The sequence below is a fragment of the Schlesneria paludicola DSM 18645 genome (assembly GCF_000255655.1).
Lineage (GTDB): Bacteria > Planctomycetota > Planctomycetia > Planctomycetales > Planctomycetaceae > Schlesneria > Schlesneria paludicola.
The window spans coordinates 2,587,699-2,607,302 of the sequence record NZ_JH636434.1 but is presented as its reverse complement, the minus strand read 5'-3'; the positions used below and the strand labels follow the sequence as shown (position 1 = coordinate 2,607,302).

The following is a 19,604-nucleotide window of genomic DNA, read 5'->3' as shown; positions in this document are numbered from 1 at the left end:
ATAACATTGTCTGAAAGTGGCGATCAGTGGAACACGGAACGAAAGTGATTCCCGATGCGAGAACGACTGGCAGCCAAACTCGTCGCGACGCTGATCACGGGGGTGCTCGCCTTTTTCTTTCAACATTCCTCAACAAGCGAGTTTGACACCTGCGAAACATTGACATCACAGGTTTTCCTCGTGTTGTTTATCTACTCCGTTGCCTCTCTGATATTTCGATGGGGCTGGGTAGTGCCTTGCGTGATTTTGGGCGTGCTCGCTTGCATGGTTTGGGAAGCTTGTGTCCCGGCATTAGGACGCGGCTACCGTGTCAAATTGGATGCCAGAGTATGGAGAATGGTATTCAAGATTTGTATCGGATTTGTCGTCGGCGTTTTGATGGGAATAAGACTCGAATATGAAAAAGGTTCCTGACACCTTTTCTGCTATCATTGTGTCAACCGTTCGGGGTAACGATGTCTTCGAGTTGGAGAAAGCATTTGCTTCCTCATTCAGGGCGGGCCCACACGCCCCGTTGCGACGATGGATGGGGTATGTCGGCGCTAAAATTGATATTGCTCGAATTGAGGTGCACCGCTTCAATGCTTCGCGCGAAGTGCATAGCCGACCTTCCGACACGTGAATCGATGACCGGGATTTCATGAGGTTCAATTGACATGGTCTTTCGACGTTTTCCTCGCGTAATAGGTTTGCTAGTTGTCATCGCAGTTGTCCTGATGACGAGCTGCGGTTGGGCGCACTGGTATGGGCTTGGTCCGTCGAAGGACGAGTGGGGGGTGAAGTACGACGGGAAAGTGGACGCCGCCAATGGCGACAAGCTGATCGTCCACTTTACACTTGCTGATCAAGGCAGGCTCAAGCCCATCGATTCGGTGTTCGTGATGGCTTTCAGCAATCCGGATCGTACAGGCAAGAATCTCGTGAAGACACCCATCGCAATGAAGCCAACCGAGGCCGGCAAACTCACCGGGCAAGTGGAGATCGGAAAGGAATTTGCCGACCGCGCCGTGATCCGGATCTTTACCATGACGGTTGACGGTCGATCGCAAATGGCAGGTCCAATGGCCGGGGCAAGATACTACGACATTCCGCTCAAAAAGTTCCTGAAGAAGGCCCCGTTGGCAGCTTCGTCCCAATCAGGATCATCCGTCGCGCCTCCACCGGCATCGAGTGTTAAGAAGTAAAATCTGGTGCATTGTGCGTCTACGAGATGACGCAGTGAGCGGCCAACATCTTCTTCAATGCGAGTGCGATGCTCGTCCAGCGGCCCTAACAGCCTGTTGAAGTAACGGGGACTGGCTCCGACCAGATGAAAAAACGCCATGACATCGTGAACGCCAAGGTGCCTGTCCCCCTTACTTCAACAGGCTGTTAAGGAACGATTTGCAATTCCGGGGGCTCAGGTCCGACACGCGCGAAGAGCAGATGCGTGTTCTGACGTTGTACGACTGCCCCTCTCGTCTCAGATGTTGTCACCGAATCCTTGTAAAATAGCGGAAAATCTGGAAAGTGTAAAAACGCCGAGAGCGTTCCCAGAAAGTGGCAGAAACGCTCTCAAATAAGCCTTCTCATCGCATTCTCGCTGAATGAGACCACCCGCCTACTGAACCGAACACAGTTTCGCCTCGGTTGTCATCTGGTCCGGTCCGACACACCGCGGTCGATGTGACCGATGTGACCGATGTGACCGATGTGACCGAAGAACCTCCGGCGAATCGCGTCAAGCTGATGTCGTTGCCTTGGACTGACGAGGTTTGCATGCAGGGATTGCACGACTTCACGCGAGCCGATCTCAACGGCGTTCAACAACCCAGATGTTGCGGTACAGCACGCGGCGTCCGAAGGCTTCAAACCAAATGGGGCCATCGGGAGTCTCGGGGCCATTGAGGCCGTGCGGCGTCGGGCCGTTGACTTCCTGCTTGTCGACCGTCTGATGCCCATTCAACTTTGCTGAGATCACCGCCTTTGAAGTCTTCTTTCCTTCGCTGTCGAATCGAGGTGCCGTGAAGTCGATGTCGAGCGTCTGCCAAACCAGTGGCGGCAGACACGAATTCGGGACATTGCTCGGATAACTGAAAACACTTCCACACACGCGAGGCGCGTTGTTGTTTTTCGCCACCGGAAACTTCGAAGACGTGCTTTTCTCATCGAGCAACTTGCCGCGATGCGGACTCGTCGCGCCAGACAGATCGAAGTCGAAGCCAAAGCTATCGCCGATCGCGACTTCGTAGCGTGAAAGCATATAGATGCCCGCATCCGCTCGCCGCCACGGAATGTTTTGCGGCTCCCACCCGGTCATGAACTCCACGTGCAACTGGTAGTCTCGGAACCGCCGTTTCGTGACGGCCCCGGCGAGCATGTGTCCTTCAAACATCGTTGGCGCGGTCAAACCTTCGATGTCCTTGCGCTCTTCGAACGCGTCCATGCCGGGAGTCGCGCCACCGAAAAGCACGATCGCTCCCGCAGGAGGCTGCTGACCGAGCGTCGAGCTCTTGCGTTCCACTCGCTTCAACAGAGTTCGTCGCTCACCGCGCTTCAGCATCAGGCCGTTCTCATCCAGAACCGCGGTGACTCCCTCATCTGTTAGCGAACGAAACTCCGCTCGCCCTTGCGACAACGGGGCGCTCTCCAACAGTCCATAACGGCCCCCATCCCAACCATCACCCGGCAATCCGCCTTCGAGGAGCAGAACATGAAACGAATTCTCGCCGCGCGACACGACTTGCGCAGCAACCAGCTTCTCGCCGTCCTTGCCGACGTATTCCCCCTGCAATTTCAGCTCGACTCCGATCGCCTGAACATCGAACAGCTTCCGCGTCTCCGCCTCAGTCGCGGAGTCCAACGTCTGCGCCGAAGACACTGCGGGCCACGCGATGACCAAGCACAGCACCGAAATTCTGACGAACTTTCTCATTGTGTTTCTTTTCCATTTCACAGCGTTGAAGTGCCGAGTTTTGGATGTGGACCTTACCTTCGATGACTCGGTAACACGAGTTGCTCGCAGGCACTTTTCAGTCCCATTGAACGAAGAGAATTCGACAAACTCGTCGAGTAGGCCCGTCCAGCACCATGTTTCGCTTCATTTGCGTGATCAGAACTTCAAATACGTTGTTGGAAATTGGCGTCATTGCGAGATTCGACGCGGTCCATTCATGGCGGTTCTTGTTGGTCCGCCCTTGTGTGTTCGTACGGCCCGAAGGCCGGCTACGGGATGTCGCCGGCCTTCGGGAGTGCAGGAGACGTCGTACGATTACTTCGCAGCAGTGACACCAGGCGTCTTGCTATGCGCGTTCTGGGGGAAGTCGAAGGTTAACACGAGCGGTTCGGTTCCCGTGTTTTCGATTTCCACGCCACCGTTCGCAAGCGCCGCCTGAGTGATGAACCCGATCTCGGGATAGATCTCGCCGAGAACCATGTTCTGGTGATAGCGAACGTTGAGCTTTCCGACGCGCCCGCTTCCGCCGTTCGTATGGAACAGCGCCGGACACTCGGGGCGGAACGTTGTCTTGCCACCGGGCTGTACTGTCAGGCGGAGAATCGAGCACTTCTGGTCGCCCAGGAAATCGCCGTAAACGATCCACTTGGCGTCGACCCCGTTGCCTTGGAATTCTTTGGCCGGGATTGCCGGACGCGAATTCTTCAAGACGAAGTCTGGGTCCTGATTCGCTGCGAAGTCGAACTTTTCAACAAGGTAGTCCCAGTCTTCGTGCTTTGCCTTCGGATAGTCCTCTTCACGGCAAGCGTAGAACGCATCCTTCGCACCGATACGTCCGTCAAGAGTGAGGTCCTCGGCCAGGAAGTGCTCGTCCATCGTGACGTGCAGCTCGTGCGTGCACAGGTTCGTCGGTGAATGCAGCACGCCATTCGGCATCACGAAGCCGTTGTCGAGTTGCATCATCACATGCGGCGCCAAGTGGCGGATCCCGTTGTACTCGCCCTTTCCGAAACGCTTCATACAAGCGAGGAACTGCTCCTTCGTCACGAACGAGTACAGACCCATGGCCGTGGTGTGATAGTGCGAAGGACTGACTCCGGGATTGTCGAACGAGTTGATGTCATACACTTCCCATTTCGCCCAGTGAAGGTGATCGGGAATCGGATTCAGATTGTCGAACTTCTTCGACACAATCGGCCATGTCGCGTAGCCGAACAGCTTTTCCGAAAAAGCGGTCACCTTCTCACCGATGACGGCCTTGGGATTGGCCGCGATCAAATCCTGGAGCGAGACGGTCTGTCCGCTCGAAGTGAGTACGTGCGCTTCACCTTCGCGAAACGGTGCCTTCTTCGTGCGCGTATCAATGACGCCCGTCACGATGGGAACGGTGCAACACATCCAGAGTTCATCGAGACCCGTACCGCCCATATAGTCCGGGTAGTACGACTTCGCATCGAGGCGAATGCGTTTGCCCGGCGTACAAAACGTCCGTCCAGCGTAGCGATGCAGAAGTTGCAACACTCCGCCGCTCTTGTTCAGGCAGTCGTCAAGAACTGAAGCGATCCCCCCGCCCGTTCCGTCGATCACACCTTGCTGGGGGTACTCGTGCAGTTTGTCCGCGAGAATCGAGGTCGAAGCAGCCATAAGCATTTCTCTTCAAAGGGCGACAAAAAAACGTGTCCGTTCCAAAACACTTTCGGTTAGCTGATGCACATCAAGGCGAGCGTGTGACCGAATTCGCCGGGTTATAGCAAAATGAGGAGTGCAAGGGAAAAAGGTCGCGAGTGAACGGCGCTGAACTTCTCGTAACGGATTGTGGTGAAATAAGATGGGGCGACTTTTTGATGTGGGGTCTCACAGCAAGGATGATCGTACTCAACCTTCATTGTCAGCCGATCGCCCAGATATCGCCGTAGTTCGTCCTTCGGCCCATGAATTGTCAAATGGTCTAGATCGAGCAGCTGATTTGTGGCCTCAACCCAGAAACGATGAGAGTTGAAAAGCGACTGATGACGGGATCATTTTTTGAGAGAATTACGCCTCGGATGTCGATTTCGGCCCGGCTTAATCGACCAATTGAGAACGTCGGCTCAACAGGCCGCTAAGTCCGCGCTGGGCGAGTGATCATCAAAGGAGATGTGGCATGAAATTCGTTTGTTTAGGGTTCCATGATGAGGCGAAATTTGCACAGATGGCGCCGGAAGACGCGCAGAAAATGATGGAGGTCTGCTTTGCCTACGATGACGAACTTCGTCGTGGCGGGCATTTCTTGGAGGGAGAAGCACTCGATTTCGCCCAGACCGCGGTCACGGTGAGAGGCAGGAATGGCGTTGTCGAAGCCACCGATGGTCCGTTCTCGGAAACCAAGGAAGTGCTCGGCGGTATTCTGCTGCTGGAGGCCCGCGACCTCGAGCACGCAGTCTCGCTGATGTCGAAACACCCGGCCGTGAAGATGGGGAATATCTTCGAGATCCGACCTGCCAATGAAGAGGTCAACCGCCTGGTCGCCGAGCGGATCGCCGCGGTCGCTCGAGAGGCCTGAGCGATCAGAACCGCCGATTCGCTATTAATGCTCGAAGGGCGACACCCTCAGTTTCTGCACAACGAGCGCAGAAAACGTTCGAAGCGGAATCTCCAAGGGGATCAAGACCTCGGCGCAGGATCGTTGCCTGCGCCGATGGTTCGGTGGTCGGACGATGCCGTCGACGACGCTCTGGCTTTCATGCGGCATGAGGGCGGGCGACGCTTTGAGCCCACGTGATCCAATCGTTGATTTCGTCGTGGTCAGGCGGCGAGCCACCGCGAAGGATTCTTTGGCCGGCGGAAGTACCGACAAATGTTTCCGCCTGCTTGAGCAGTCTGGCTTGATCGGCCTTTGCAAGCTCGTTGCAACTCTCGATGCCGATCGCCGTCAGAATCTGAGCGTCGTGGCCCCGCAGGTTGGGGACCTCGCAGCATAGGCGGGCCTGCGCTTGCCATTCTTCAAGGATCTCTTTTTTGAAGTTCCTGTCGTTGATTTGGGCGGCGAGCTCTGTGGCGTTTGCTTGGAGCAAGTCGTAGACAGATTTAATTTTGAATTCAGCGAGTCGTGCGGCGGACTTGGGGCCTATTGAAGGAGCCCTTTCGATGTCCATCGATTCTTCAAGGTAGTACCGGGGCCCCTTCGTCGTCGGTCGCACGCTCTTTGCGGAACTGCCTGGTGCAATTTTCGTGATTGAAACCGGCGAATTGAGCAGCAACGGTTTCGTCGACGAGTCCGTTTCTGGCTCGACCTGGTGTGCCGATGCGCGGGCGGGGGACGGCGCTGATTGGGCGGACGTCGTACTCACGGTATCAACAGAGGCGGCCGCGGCGATGGATGGCGGAAGCGGAGACGGCTTCGCGGGCGTCTGTTCGAGAGAAATCGTTCCGTGAGCCGATCCCACGGCAACGGGTTGCTCGGCATTCAGCTCGGCTGTTGTCATACCGCGGACTTCTGCGGCATGAATTTCGCGAACCGCTTTGTCGTCGTCGCTGAGCGCATTGATGACTTTGCCTGTCTGCTGATACTCCCGATAAATCGATTCGACGAGTGCTCGTTCTTTGGCGTCGGTCAGTTTTTTGGTGACCCACAGGATTGGGATTTGGATTGTCGCAATGACGCTTTGGAGGGTGAGGTTCGTCGCAGGAACTTTCACCTGGGATTCTTCCAACGCGCGATCCATGATTGCGGCGTATCCCACAACCGCATGGCCGATCAGTCTGGCAAAACGAATTCGTAGATCTTGATCGAGTCCTCGCGGCGGATCCTTGGCACCATTCGCCAGGTTGTAATGAGTCAGACAGGCCTCGTAGTGTGGGTTTGCGAGTTCCGCGCCTAGGGTGACCATCTGACCCAGCCAATCGGCGCCGGTCGGTGCATGAACGGTCGGCCAGCCACCCAGATCGGATTCCAACAGGTCCGTCAACTCGCGATAGGCGCAAGCAATGCTCCATTCGCACGCCTGATGGATGACTCCTTCCGCTTCGCTTTGCGCCGTGTGGAGCGGTTGGATTGGATCGGTGTAGTAATGGCTCAAGACGCCCGCGGCATACACGGCGTCTGCCCAGCGACGAGATTTTAGCGCCGTCACTGTTTCGTCGTACCACCGCTTGGTGCTTGCGACGGCACCACCCCAATAGTTTTCACGGACGTGCATCACATGATTCCGGAAGTCCTTGAATTTATTGTCGGGAGCTTTGGACCCTTCGAGATATCTGTCGACATTTCCCAGGCAAAGATTCCGCCACTGTTCGGCCTGCGAAGATCTCATTTGATCCAAGGCATCCATAGCCATCTTGTGATGCGTACTGGAACACTTCCATGCGAAGACAACGTTGAACAGAGTGGACATATGACTAAAAGCCTGTTGAAGTAACGGGGACTGGCTCCGACCATATTAAAAAACGTCATGAAATCGTGAATGCCGGGGTGCCTGTCCCCCTGACTTCAACAGACTGCTAAACGCCGCCAACCCCGCGAGGTGGATTCACGTTCACGGCAACCGTCCATGATTTCAACAAGTCGTAAGGGGAATGAAGCAAACAGATGACCGAGGAATTCAAGCCCCGCGGTTTTCTCAGATACCTGCAATTCGATCAATCCGAATACAGGGCAGGGCTGATCGTTGGCAGTTCTGCGTCCCTTAGCGACGAAATACAATCGAAGAAGTCGGTGGCAAGGTAGCGATAATTAAGCAGTCGCTCGCCCCAGTTCGCCCGTCGATCGATGGATTGTCAAATGGTCCAGATCGATCATCTGCCTTGTTACCAGTACCGAAAAGGGACAGAAAAGGTTCCTGACACCTTTTCTGCCTCCCCTTTTCGGGCTCCGACGAGCGGCGGGTTCGGAGTCCCGAAAACGACTGTGGCAAAGGGAACGATCTTGGTATCCCGCGGGGTTGTCGAACATTAACTTCGGGAACTCCAAGTTATCAGGATCTGCAAAGGACTGGATCAAACCAACTGGCGATATTGAGTTTGCGAGATTGCGGCGGCAACGCGTCCGAGACGCCGTTTACGCGGAGTCGTCTGGTAGACTCGGCACGCGGCGCGTCTCGAACGTTCAACCTTAGAATTGCAACATGACAGGAATAGATTTGATGAAACGTCGTGTTCTCGAAATTTCATTATCCATTTTTCTTTTGGTGATGAGTTCTTCCAGTGTGGCGGAGGAGGTTCCCTTTCAGTTTCGAGTTGAATCGAACCTGCGGGCGGGCGTCGCTAAGGTTGATATCACTCCGTCTCCCGAAACGCCGGTGGTTGGACATGTCCGGCCGACCAATGGCGTGCATGATCCGATTCGCGCCGGGGTTCTGATTTTCGCGAATGAACAGACGAAGGCCGCCATCGTCACGCTCGACCTGATCAACGCGACCAGCGATATGGTCGCGGCGCTCCGCGAAATCATCTCGAAGAAGACCGAGATACCGGTCGAGCAGATCATGGTGGCGGCATCTCATAATCATTCCGGGCCGGGGTGGTCGCCGGAATCCGAATGGAGTCGCGGCATGGTGGCAAAAATCGGTGAGGCGGCGGTTGAGGCTGCCAGCCAGTTGCGGCCCGTGTCCATCGGATATGGCGAGGATCGCATTGATTTCAATATCAACCGACGGAAGGTCATCAACGGCCGCGCTGTTGTGCGACTCAATCCCGACGGACCGTGTGATCATCGCGTCAAAGTCCTGAGAATCGATGATGGCCGGTCGCTCGAACCGATGTGCGTGCTGATGCATGCCGTCTGTCACCCGTGTGTCTTTACCTGGGGCGACAAGCTGACTCCGCCGTTTCCGGCTGGGTTCCCGCAGATCAGTGCCGACTTCCCCGGCGAGGCTCAGACGTTTGTCGAGCTGGTTTATGGAGCAAAAACAAAAGCGATGTTTCTGCAAGGCTGTGCGGGCGACATCCGTCCGAATTTGCCGGGGCTTCCCTATCGATGCGGTGACGCGGCCGATATCAAATGGACGGGACGGAGCCTGGGTTGCGCGGTGGTGCGAGCGACAGATCATGCCGCCATTCGCGAAGAGCTCGCCAAACGCAAAACCGTTTACCCGCTGAAATGCGTGACGAGCGTGGTGCAACTTCCCGGTAAGACCGAACGGGTGGCGTGCGAGATGCAGGCGCTCCGCGTGGGTGAGTTTCTGTTTCTGACCATTCCGGGCGAACCGATGGTCGAATACGGATTTCAAATCGAAAAGGCGATCGCCGACCGAGCGACTCCGATCGTCGTCGGTTACGCGAATGGCAGCCTCGGATATATCTGCACGGAGGAATCGCACAAATACGGTGGGTACGAGCCGAATCTGTCGCCGCTATTACCAGAGGCGGAACCACTGATCCTCGAAGAACTCGGCCGACTTGCGGATAAAGTTCTGGCTGATGTGTTCGAGTCGTTCCGGCCCGCGGACTATGTTGCGCCGCGTGCGACCAAGTGACGTTGTTCTCTGGGTGATGCTGCGTGGGATGGCATCATAGAGTCATCGCGGGGATGGGCTCCGGTAGGTGGCTGTGCCTCATTCTGCGGTTTAGTTTCTTTTATTCACCGCGGTCGCTAACCAAAACGCAGCCCGTGCCATCAATCAAGCAGCAACTCCTGGGCGCCACAATACATTCGGTAACTTCGGCAACAACCGACCGAAAAAAGGGGGACAGGCACCTGGCGGAGCCAGTCCCCCTTTTTTCTCTTCCTCCTAGAAATCAGGTCCGGCAACCGCCAGTACACCGCGCTCCGTCGCGATTCATGCCCTGTGCATCCGTTGATGCCGTCGCATCTTGAGGAGAAGTTGGTAATGATTAAAACGCGTCTCACGAGAGTGTGGCGTCCCGCGGCCCCAATGCCCCAGCAATTCACTTTTGATTCGACGCGACGTGGAAGTGTCACGCGCACTCGTTGATCGCCGGTCGCCGAAACGCGAATACAATCCTGGCGCGTGGCGACCGCGACGACATGAATCGTTTTTGAAAATCTCTCACTGAAGGAATCAGAGTTGACGAACTCGACGACCGACGATGCCGCGCGACGAGCCTACTGGGCCGAACAGATGGAGCTGGGCTATGCCTTGGTGCAGCGGATTCTTGCGTTTGAGGTTCTTGAATGCGGCGAGGGTTTCGCGTCGCTGCGTGACGCGGCGGAATCGGCAGGGATCGAGATGCAGTTCTCGGACTCGAAAATTGCCGGGGAACTCGAGCGTGTCTTCTTCATGCGTGAGAGTCTTGTGCAGGACGTGATGGAAGTCGGTCGAGCGATGAACGATCGCGGCTGGATCTTGAAAATTGAGGACGCGTATCGTTCGCTAGACATGCAGGGCCAATTGGTGCGCAAGCCCGAGTTGTTCGATGCCATTCTCCGTAAATGTATTTGGGAATACGGCGGTCAGATTCCACCGGTCGAACTCGTCTTCCGTCGGGCGATCGTCCTGATCGCCAACATTCCGAAGATCGGCACTCACATGTCGGGCTCGGCGATCGACGTCTCGGTGTACCGCAGAGACGACGGCACCGAAGTCTGGCGTGGCAATCCCTACTTGGAAATGAGCGAGCGGACGCCGATGCGCTCGCCATTCGTCGAGGCCGAGGCTCTCAACAATCGTCTCGACATTACGGCCATGGTCGAGGCCCACGGCTTCATTCATTTTCCGTTCGAGTTCTGGCACTTCAATCAGGAAGATGCGATGGGCCATCTCTTGAAAGGTCAGCCGGCACCAGCACGATTTGGTCCGGTCCACTGGGACCCAAAAGCCAACCGCGTCACACGGTGTGACGATCCTCTCAGCCCGCTGAATCCGTTGCCGGTGATTCAACGAGAGATCGCGGCGGCACTTCAGCGAGCGCAGCGGAAGCTCGGCTAATTCCGCTTGTGTAACAAAATTGCGCCCGAGGGGGCGCTCCTTGCGCGGGAAGATCTGGTTGAAGCATTCCCGATCCGCAATTGAAGCGATCCTTTTGCCGACGAAACGCAGTCGAAGGAGTCCGTCAGGCGAACATCCGTAGGGCGGGCGGTTCTCAAAATTCGTGAATGAACTTCCAGAACGTCATTTTCGACGAAAATCGCAAAAGCCGTCAATTTTCTCGTTAGTTCGCTGGTTGCGTGGGTTTTATCTCTGTGGAACCCACGTTTGGGGCGGGGGGGAATGTTGCGCAGCAGGTGAAATCCGCTTCGAACATTGCCGCATCGTTTTAGAAAAAGCCGGGCCAACGTTGTCATCTCGTCCGCAAGTCTGGTGCATGCAGGCCAGGAGTTCGCTAGCGGTGCGAGAGGTCAAGAATTTGGTGCGTTTGTCTGGCGTTGCGTCACTTCGAGATCGCGGGACGAGACGAATGATCTGTCAAAAAGACGAACGGGTGAAGCGATTGGATGAAATCGCCCTCACCGCCGACGCAACCGTTCACCGCCCGAGGAGAGGGGGACGGGCACATTTTCCCGGTTCAATTGGAATTCACAGTGCATCGACTCGGGGCATCCTTCCCTTTACCGCCGAAAAAGAGCCAGTCCTCGGTCTGTGAACGACTACACCGCAGACTGCCGACGCTTGGGCATATTTGGCCTGCCGACCAGTAGCTTGTTTTCCATCTTCCGCGCCAACGTGTTTGTAAAATCAATCAGGCGTTTTCGGCGCAGCTCAAGCGAACAATGACGTCGATTCCGCTGAAGCCCCTGCTTGGATGATTCCACTCCACGACACGTCGCCCCAGTTAACCGTATCGCCATCGCTTGATTGACCTCATTTGACGAATCCAGTTTTTTACACGGACATTTCATGGAAATTTACTACCATAAGACAGTCGGTTCACTCTTCAAGTCGCGGACAGACTATGACGAAGTCTTTGGTTGTGCATGCATGGCCTATATGGGGTGTGGTGCGCCCTTTTGTCTGCTAGATTGGAAACTGACCGCGAAAACCGAGCGCTTTCGGCAAGGACTTTTTGGCGATCAAGCGCTGACGATCAATGAAGAGTGTGGGGTGCTCATTCACGCACGAAGCCGTTCTGCCATGCAGCGAGGGCTGCGAAAAGTCTTTGATATGCACGGAAATGATCCCCAGTATACCCTTAGCACGGGGAATCAAAAAAATATCACGATCGCATTCAGTGAATACGACAAGAGTATCTCAACAACCCGCTTGGCGGCGGCTGCGAAAATCGTCTACTTCAACATCAAACAGTTGACTGCACGTGGTGTGGGTAAGATCCTGATGGAACTGAAAACACTCCAAGTCGATGCGAAACAGGCCTATCAGGGAAAAGAGAACATTCCATTTCAGGAATTTAAACGGAAGCACGAGATCAAAACATTTCGAAGTAAGGTGAGCGGAGCCCTCGGGATGGACCGATTCCAATCGTTGTCCAACGTTGAAAATGCGAAGCTCCCCTTCAGTACTGGTTTCGTTGTCTATGTCGGGCCGAGTGAGTTCTTCATGCGCCAGGGAGATAGCGACAACCTCAAGGCATTCATGGGGCATACGATAAATATGGGCCAGATCGCAACTTGGATCTAGGAAAGGCCGCCACGGTCCACAGCACTGCGGCGACGTCTTCCGCTTTAAAAAAGACGCGTGGAGGTGTCGGTCGCTTTCAGGGCCATGAAGGTCTGTGTCCGAGCTGATCTTGAATCATCTGTGTTGATTCGCTCAAGCGAAATGCCAGAAGTTGCCAGGCACCAAATTGAATGTTGGTGCCTGGCAATTTCATTTGACGTGCATAATTTCCATCGCCGTTTTTTTGGTGGAACAATTCATGTGAAGACGGGTGTTGTTTTCAACATCGTTGGAAATCTCCCACAACTTCCCCATCGTTGATTTGCAGACGTCGCGTCATTGTTTCCGGATCAAGCCTGTCAGAAATTGCACGAGCGGAGCCATCGCAGAACGACGTCCAGAAACGTCCATCGCGCTGGCCAGCCAATCCTTTCAGCGGCTGCATTAAATTGATGGCAAGATCTCCGACTTCGCCCACGGGGCCGCCGTCTCGGAATTCCAGTTGATGAGCATGATGGTGTTGGGTGACGACAAGTTCTGTTCGGGGCGAACGCGAACTTTTGTTTCCCCTACCTTGTCCACCTCTAAACTACGGGTGCATTCCAAGAGGTGCAGTCCTCAATCTCGCCTCGTATCGTGATCCGGTCACAGTCCGAAGCGAGGGGGGCAGGCACATTTTCCCGGTTCATTGAGATCCACCGTGCCTCGACCAGGGCAGTCCTCCCTTCGCCGAGAGAACATGAGCCAGTTCCCGGTTTGTAAACGGCGAGGCTCGCACTGGTCGAGATGAAACGCTGGCTATGGGCAATGATTGCTTGACGCGAAATGGCATTTGGCGACATCAGATGAAAAAGGAACGCCACGACTCGAGAATTCCAGCAGGTGCGATTCCCGCGGATTTGTCACAGCAAGTTCCCAACAATTCCTACTCGCCGCCGCCAAAGTACTACGTCGATACGCCCTTTGTTTGCGTTGATTGTCGGAGCGAAGAAGTTTGGGCTGCCAGTCAGCAAAAGTGGTACTACGAAGTCGCGAAAGGTTCACTCTACGCCACCGCCGTTCGCTGTCTGGATTGCCGCCGGAAGCGGTCCGCTCGCTACGCGAATGGCGACCCACATCCGGTGAAGCACCTTGGTACTCTCATGAAACGGCTTTTCGAAGCGATCAAACCAATCCTCATCGAAGCGGGATTTCTCGTCGATCGAAAGAGTGCCATCTCTTTGTCTCGTAAAGGCCAACTTGAGTTCTCACGTTCAGATGAAATTGTGGTCGTGAGCTATCAGCGCCCTGATGGAAATCCCAGATTGGTGGCAGAATCTGTGAGCACCCAAGCGGGGTATCTGATTCTCACCTGCGTGAACTTGACGCCCAATATGGATGTTCCCGCGCTGATTCACGGAGTCGCGACCTCTATGGAGTCGCATTTCCATCGTGAAACAATTCAATAATCGTCTGCACCCAAGGATAGGCCGGTGTTGACTGGTCTCAAGATCCCATTCAGGTCTTGAAAGAGGTCGATGTGCCGCAAATGTGGGTATTGGCGGGTGAAGACCGTCAAGCCCCGAATGCGTTAACGATCGAGCGGCTCTCAAATTTGCGCCAACAAAGTCAGGACATCTCGATTTATGTCTTCCCTTAGACCGACCATGGAATGTGAAAATACGAGCAAGCAGCCGAATTGTCGCGCAAACATCGTCGTATTGCTCCAGGGTTTTACGATCTGATGGCGGACTGGGCAAAAGGCAAGCTCCACGGAAAGTACGAGAAGGCCTATCGCAAATAGCGGGTGCAACCGGAAGCCCGAGAAGGGATGCTCAAATGCAGCCAAGGATCGAAAATCATCCTGTCGTGAGGTCGTGCCGCGTATCGAGAGGTTGTGCGTTCACGAAATTCTGCCGCTTCCCGTTATCTGGATTTGATCACCAGGGTGTCCCCGACGCGATCGCCGAGTCGTTGACAACAGGGTGACAGCAGCATGCTGATTGTCGCGGGTAGCGGCGTGATGAACAACGCGAAATCGACAAGATACATTGCGCTGCGAGCGACGGCGCGGGCGTATCCGCAGGGACGAAGAGTCGATCTGACAGTGCGAATGCCAGTCAGCCATTTTCCGAACGTCACTCCGGACTTGCCTTCGTGATAGGTTCTGTAAAGCCACAGCGGTAGCAACGTGTCGATCAAGACCGTCAGAATCAGGGCGCGAAATTGCTCGAAATCGCGTGGACGCCCGATGAATTCCTTCGGATCCAAAATGCACGAGTCGACGACGTTGAGCCATGAAACGAGTCGCGAATCAATGTTCATTTCAGCATGACTCAGTAGCTGAGAGATCTTCTGATCCGCATTCCGATCCCATTTGACGTCAAGATAGTGCCACTGGATCGAGAATGACGTCGCAACGAGAAGCAACATGGCCATCGCATCAATCGCGAACGCCAAACCTCGCAATGGCGGAGGGGCAAGGTATGCTTTATGAAGTCCGAATTCATATTCTTTTGGTGAGGAATGACAACATCGCTGGCCACAGATCAATACGACGATGTGTGTCACCCAAGCCAAAAACAATCCGCCGGCGCAGCGCCCCCAGCGATTGAGGTACATCTGCTCATGACCAGGCAACGTCAACTGGGCCGGTCCGATCGTATCGCCATCGATCGGATAAAATGTGAATCGATCCCACCATTCACTGGATTGTCGAAGCACGTAAGAGCGTTCGGACGGTCCTGTGATCAATGAGTCCCATTCCCGAGTGGATGGGGATAGTTCAAGGCCGCTTAGAACTTTCCATTGACCGTCCGCGATTCGTCTGACGAATTGCATTCGTTGATTGTTTTGGATTCCGAGCAACACGCCGTCCTGTTCGGCTCGGAACGCTCCCCACCCGATGGCACCGGACAAGGTCGAGTTGATTTGCTCCCAACCTGACAACTCAAATTCTGTGTTTTCAGGCGATTGAGCTGAAGCGGGATCGCCGTCATCTACGTACTCGAATCCTTGCCGATAGGCGGCAAATAACAGTTGATTGCGAGAGCCCTGCGTCACGAAGCGAATATGCATCTCGGTGTCGTCGGGAATGACCGTCAGATAGCAACGAATTCCATTTGGAGGAGGCTCCGCATCACAGTGGATTTGTGCTCCTTGAGGCCCGGTGATCCATTGCGCATTCGTTCGTGGGAGCCGTATTCGTCGTCCCTTTTCCCAGGTTCCGTTGACGAGGTGCGCAAGTCGAAATCCTTCGGTGTGGTCCTGTTTGATAACCGTGAATTGACCGTGATAAAAAAAAGGTACCTCATAAAATTCGCTTGCAGGTTCTTTCGCTGGCAACGCGGTATACCGTTCCAAGCCACTCTCGGTTGCTCGATAGACTTCAGGAGTCGATGCGTAAGAGTCGACGACATATAGGTGTTCGCCCATCCAGATCAGATTGAATGCCTCCCACCGACGCTTCACTTCGGGCAGTTTCAATCCCGTCTCTCGACGTTCACCTGTCTTCAGATCGAGACGTACGATCCGGGATTCGCAAGGAGGGGCATAGGTTGATTGGGCGTATTTCGTCACCGGGTACCACAGTTCACCATTCTTCATGATTCCGGCGGAGACACGGTGTTGCTCGACCATGACGAGGCCCACTGGCCATCCTGAAAAGGCCGTATACATTGATACAACCACGATGGCGACAGGAAGAACGATACTCAGTGAAAGGACCGAGGTCAGTCGAATCAGTCGACGGATGCGTGATGGTTGACAGTCTGACGGTACCATTTCGCGTTCAAGCCTCAATCGATCACGTCTATCTCACGATTACGCCAGAGCGTTTTTGTCAGGGTTCAATGATATCCATCAATTGGCGGATTATCACCGGTGTGCCACTACGTATCCCGGTAAAGGATTTCTTCGTCGAATGACCGCCAGCCAATGGCTCAATTTTGCTGTGAGAGCTCTTCGCAACCTGAGATTGATTCATGTTCGCCATTCGTTTCCGCCACTCGTGTCAGTCTCGTTTTGATGCCGCTCTGGCACGCAATTGACGGATTGTCTTTCTTGTCGGATACTGGACGTCCCACATCCAGCATTCCTTTCAAAATCGGGACCAGAGCCATGCGAAAGAAATTGATCATCCTGTCCGCGGTCGCCGGCATTGCGATCTTCGCCAGCTACGCAATTACCGATGCCCAATTTGGAGGTGGCGGAGTCGGACTCGCTCCAACGAATGGTCCGGACATCGAGAACGAAATTCGCAATCTCTACGTTCATCTTCAATGGGAGAGGGAGGGAGAGTCCAATGACGACGAGGCGAGCGCAAGGCACGCGAAACTTGTGGCGAAGCACGCAGAGTTGTTTCAATTGTTGAGTAAGTACATGGCCTCAGCCCGGATTAAGAAGGCCGTTGCCGAATTCGAAATCATTATCAAGGAAATGCCGGACACCGACGAGGCAAGGCGAGCGGCAGCGGCCATTGAGGCATTGAAGGCAACGCCGTCAGAAGAATCGTTGGTTCCTGCCCGACAGACGCCGACTCCCGAGGGGTTTTAGTTTGGGCTCGGTTCACTGCCGAATTGACCAGACTCATGATCTGATTTGTGAGAGCCAACTTACGGCGAGTGGACTCGCGGACGATCACGATGTCCGTGAGTTGAATGCTGACCCTACTGTGCGGTGGTCTGGTTGGTTCTTTTGAGCGATCCAAGTGGACGCCGCTTCTGGACCGATCTAACAATGTCGGTGAAATCGTTGTCCTTCAACGACACGCTATCGTGGCCGAGTTGGACGGTTATGCTTCGTGCCTATCTTCTCGGCTTATACTGCATGGCGACGGCCCCCGAGGCGAACTCCTGCCGACTCACGAGTTTTAGTTCGACATGCTTCGAGAGCCCCGCAAAGAGCGTTGGTCCATGGCCTGCCAGCCGGGGGTGCACCACGAACTCATACTCATCGATCAACCCGAGCTCCGTCAATGCCAATGGAAGCTTCTCGCCTCCGACGAACAATCCAGTGCCGGGCTGTCGCTTGAGCTCCTGAATGGCCTTTCCCAAGTCCCCGCGCACGAGCTCCGCGTTCCAGTCGACCTGATCCAGAGTGCTCGACACGACGTACTTCTTGGTTGCATCGATCGTCCGAGCAAATGGCACCATCCAGGGTTCCATCCAGTCGGGGCTCATTCCCGTCCGCGCCGGTGCCCGCCATGCGGCCTCCATCATTTCGTAGGTCACACGACCAAAGAGCAAGGCGTCAGCCCGGGCGAGATTCTCGACAGCGTGACGATGTAATTCTTCGTCCGCGGGAATTGCACGATGATCGCAGCACCCGTCTAACGTGACATTGATAGAATATCGAAGAGGTCGCATGGCATAAGTGTATCGCCGATCAAGTCACCCGCAAAGTTCACCGGCAACCGTTCACAGTGCGAAGAGATTGGGGACGGGCCTATTTACCTGGCGTCCCAATCCAATTTTGCCCGACGTTGTTTTTGATTCGCACGCGACCAACGCAATCCGTATCGTTTGCGTAGAGGAAAGTATGAGCGAACCACATGAATCACCGCTAGTGAGGCACGACATTACAGATGTTCTGCCGTCGGCGGTACTAACGGATTTTAATGCACGACAAGTGCCTACGACTGGTCCACCGACGAACCCAGACGTCAGCTTGCTGGAGTTCTGTTCTGTTGTTCTGACGATCGTCCTGGCGGACGTCACAATTTACAACGGGCATGGATATGCCGGGCAGGCGCTGCTGCTCGCGGTCACTCCCTTGTTAATCGCGCTCGGGGGACGTCAGCGTCGTGTTGGGTGGCAGACGGTGATTGTCACGTTACTGACCTGGGGAGTGGCGGCACGCCTCCTGTGGTGTGGCAGTGAACTTGCGTTTGCCATCGGGCTTGTCTTGCTTGGCTGTGTTTCGATCAGTCTCAATTCGGGGAAGATCTATCTGCTTGAGGTGATACGGTTTCTGGGGCTACTCGTTCCGGCTGGCGGAGCAGGCATGGTCGCTTATGACCGATGGGTGAAGTCGGTGCTTCGGTACTGGGTTGGCGTTCCGACGTTTACTCGGCTGCTGACATTACTGATGCCGCCGATTGCTGGCTTGATTTTCTTGACGATTTTCGTCCTCGCAAATCCCGATATTGTGAAGTTAGTAAGCGATCAACTGGCTGAGTTGACTCGAACGTTTCAGACGTGGGTTTCGGACTTCATCGGCTCGCCGTCTCGGATTCTATTCTGGTTGGGGACTGCGTGGCTCGCCGTCGGCCTGCTGCGTCCATTGCTGCCAACGGACGCTCGTTTCGATTCAATAAGTGGCCAGCATTCGACAATGGCCGGTGCGGAAGCCGAACTCTATTTCGCGTTTCGTAACACGATCCAGCTCTTGATTGTTCTATTCGCGGCCTATCTTGGTTTCGAATTCTGGACGATGTGGTTTCGGACATTCCCGCCGAAGTTTCATTTTTCGGGATATGCACACGAAGGGGCCGCCTGGCTCACGGTGGCGTTGGCGCTCGCGACGATCATGCTGTCTGCGATTTTTCGTGGACCGATGATGCACGATCCTCGCATGCCATTCTTGCGACGTCTCGCGATGATCTGGGCCTTTGAAAACTTGGCGCTGGCGCTCGCTGTTTACAACCGGCTGTCCATTTACATCGGTTTCAACGGGATGACGCGCATGCGAGTGGTTGGTCTGCTTGGGATTTCGGCCGTTGTCGCGGGTTTCGTGCTGGTTGTGATCAAGATGTGGCGAGGCCACAACTTTGCGTGGGTCATTCGAATGCAGCTCATGGCGGTTGCATTTGCGTTCTATCTGTATGCCGTCGCGCCTGTCGACTATTGGGTTATGTCGTACAACGTGCGACAGATCATGGCCGGAAACCTGGCTCCGAGCGTACAGATCAGCCATCATCCGACGAGTACCGAGGGGATGCTGATGTTGTTCCCGTTGCTGGGATGCCCCGATCCGATCATTCGCGAAGGAGTCGCTGAACTGCTGGTCGACGCTCATGCCGAATTGAACCGCCGTCGTGTGCCGCACTGGTCCGCATTCCAAATGGCAGATGCTCGGCTTCTTCGCTCGGCCAAAGAGGGGCCCGTTGAATCCCGTGTTGCTTCACTGAAGATCGAGAAGGGGGCGGCCGAGCGATTCAAGACATACTCGTACCGGTGGTACTGACCGGGGCGAAGTCA

General features: G+C 54.9%; 14 protein-coding genes. 9 read left to right on the top strand and 5 right to left on the bottom strand.

What is annotated here, in order from left to right:
- Nucleotides 1-54: 54 nt before the first annotated feature.
- A complete protein-coding gene (locus OSO_RS0112895) occupies nt 55-414 on the top strand; it encodes a hypothetical protein (RefSeq protein ID WP_010581595.1) in 360 nt (119 codons plus the stop codon).
- A 242-nt stretch (nt 415-656) separates the two neighbouring features.
- Nucleotides 657-1,184 (top strand): hypothetical protein, encoded by a 528-nt coding sequence (locus tag OSO_RS0112890; protein ID WP_010583713.1) that lies wholly within the window; start codon nt 657-659, stop codon nt 1,182-1,184.
- Nucleotides 1,185-1,792: 608 nt separating this feature from the next.
- On the opposite strand, the gene OSO_RS0112885 is transcribed toward OSO_RS0112890, so the two are convergent.
- Nucleotides 1,793-2,914 carry a 3-keto-disaccharide hydrolase gene (locus OSO_RS0112885; RefSeq protein ID WP_010583712.1) on the bottom strand — a complete coding sequence of 374 codons (1,122 nt, stop codon included), beginning with the start codon at nt 2,912-2,914 and terminating at the stop codon, nt 1,793-1,795.
- 336 nt (nt 2,915-3,250) lie between these two features.
- Nucleotides 3,251-4,579, bottom strand: coding sequence for a hypothetical protein (locus OSO_RS0112880; RefSeq protein WP_010583711.1), 1,329 nt, complete (start codon nt 4,577-4,579; stop codon nt 3,251-3,253).
- A 499-nt stretch (nt 4,580-5,078) separates the two neighbouring features.
- Here OSO_RS0112880 and OSO_RS0112875 point away from each other — a divergent pair, with 499 nt between their 5' ends.
- Complete coding sequence (locus OSO_RS0112875) at nt 5,079-5,477, top strand: YciI family protein (protein ID WP_010583710.1); 399 nt, start codon at nt 5,079-5,081, stop codon at nt 5,475-5,477.
- Between the two features lie 178 nt (nt 5,478-5,655).
- On the opposite strand, the gene OSO_RS0112865 is transcribed toward OSO_RS0112875, so the two are convergent.
- Complete coding sequence (locus OSO_RS0112865; RefSeq protein ID WP_010583709.1) at nt 5,656-7,227, bottom strand: DUF4332 domain-containing protein; 1,572 nt, start codon at nt 7,225-7,227, stop codon at nt 5,656-5,658.
- Nucleotides 7,228-8,055: 828 nt separating this feature from the next.
- On the opposite strand from OSO_RS0112865, the gene OSO_RS0112850 reads away from it, so the two are divergent.
- From OSO_RS0112850 to OSO_RS49420, 4 genes are all read left to right on the top strand, one after another.
- Nucleotides 8,056-9,387: a neutral/alkaline ceramidase family protein gene (locus OSO_RS0112850; RefSeq protein ID WP_010583708.1), complete on the top strand. Its 1,332-nt coding sequence runs from the start codon at nt 8,056-8,058 to the stop codon at nt 9,385-9,387.
- 552 nt (nt 9,388-9,939) lie between these two features.
- Complete coding sequence (locus tag OSO_RS0112840; RefSeq protein ID WP_010583707.1) at nt 9,940-10,800, top strand: M15 family metallopeptidase; 861 nt, start codon at nt 9,940-9,942, stop codon at nt 10,798-10,800.
- A gap of 909 nt (nt 10,801-11,709) precedes the next feature.
- Complete coding sequence (locus OSO_RS0112820) at nt 11,710-12,447, top strand: hypothetical protein (protein ID WP_010583704.1); 738 nt, start codon at nt 11,710-11,712, stop codon at nt 12,445-12,447.
- A gap of 824 nt (nt 12,448-13,271) precedes the next feature.
- Nucleotides 13,272-13,874, top strand: coding sequence for a zinc-ribbon domain-containing protein (locus tag OSO_RS49420; RefSeq protein ID WP_202799930.1), 603 nt, complete (start codon nt 13,272-13,274; stop codon nt 13,872-13,874).
- A 457-nt stretch (nt 13,875-14,331) separates the two neighbouring features.
- Here the strand turns inward: OSO_RS49420 and OSO_RS0112800 are convergent, their stop codons facing one another.
- The gene (locus OSO_RS0112800) at nt 14,332-16,056 is read right to left on the bottom strand and encodes an RDD family protein (RefSeq protein WP_157605167.1); all 1,725 of its coding nucleotides are present in this window, start codon (nt 16,054-16,056) and stop codon (nt 14,332-14,334) included.
- A 468-nt stretch (nt 16,057-16,524) separates the two neighbouring features.
- Between OSO_RS0112800 and OSO_RS0112790 the strand changes: the two genes are divergently transcribed.
- On the top strand, nt 16,525-16,959 hold the full coding sequence (locus OSO_RS0112790) for a hypothetical protein (protein WP_010583700.1): 435 nt from the start codon (nt 16,525-16,527) through the stop codon (nt 16,957-16,959).
- Nucleotides 16,960-17,210: 251 nt separating this feature from the next.
- On the opposite strand, the gene OSO_RS0112785 is transcribed toward OSO_RS0112790, so the two are convergent.
- Entirely contained in the window at nt 17,211-17,771 is a 561-nt protein-coding gene (locus OSO_RS0112785; protein ID WP_010583699.1) for a dihydrofolate reductase family protein, read from the bottom strand.
- Nucleotides 17,772-17,943: 172 nt separating this feature from the next.
- On the opposite strand from OSO_RS0112785, the gene OSO_RS0112780 reads away from it, so the two are divergent.
- Nucleotides 17,944-19,590 (top strand): DUF4153 domain-containing protein, encoded by a 1,647-nt coding sequence (locus OSO_RS0112780; protein WP_010583698.1) that lies wholly within the window; start codon nt 17,944-17,946, stop codon nt 19,588-19,590.
- Nucleotides 19,591-19,604: the final 14 nt, after the last annotated feature.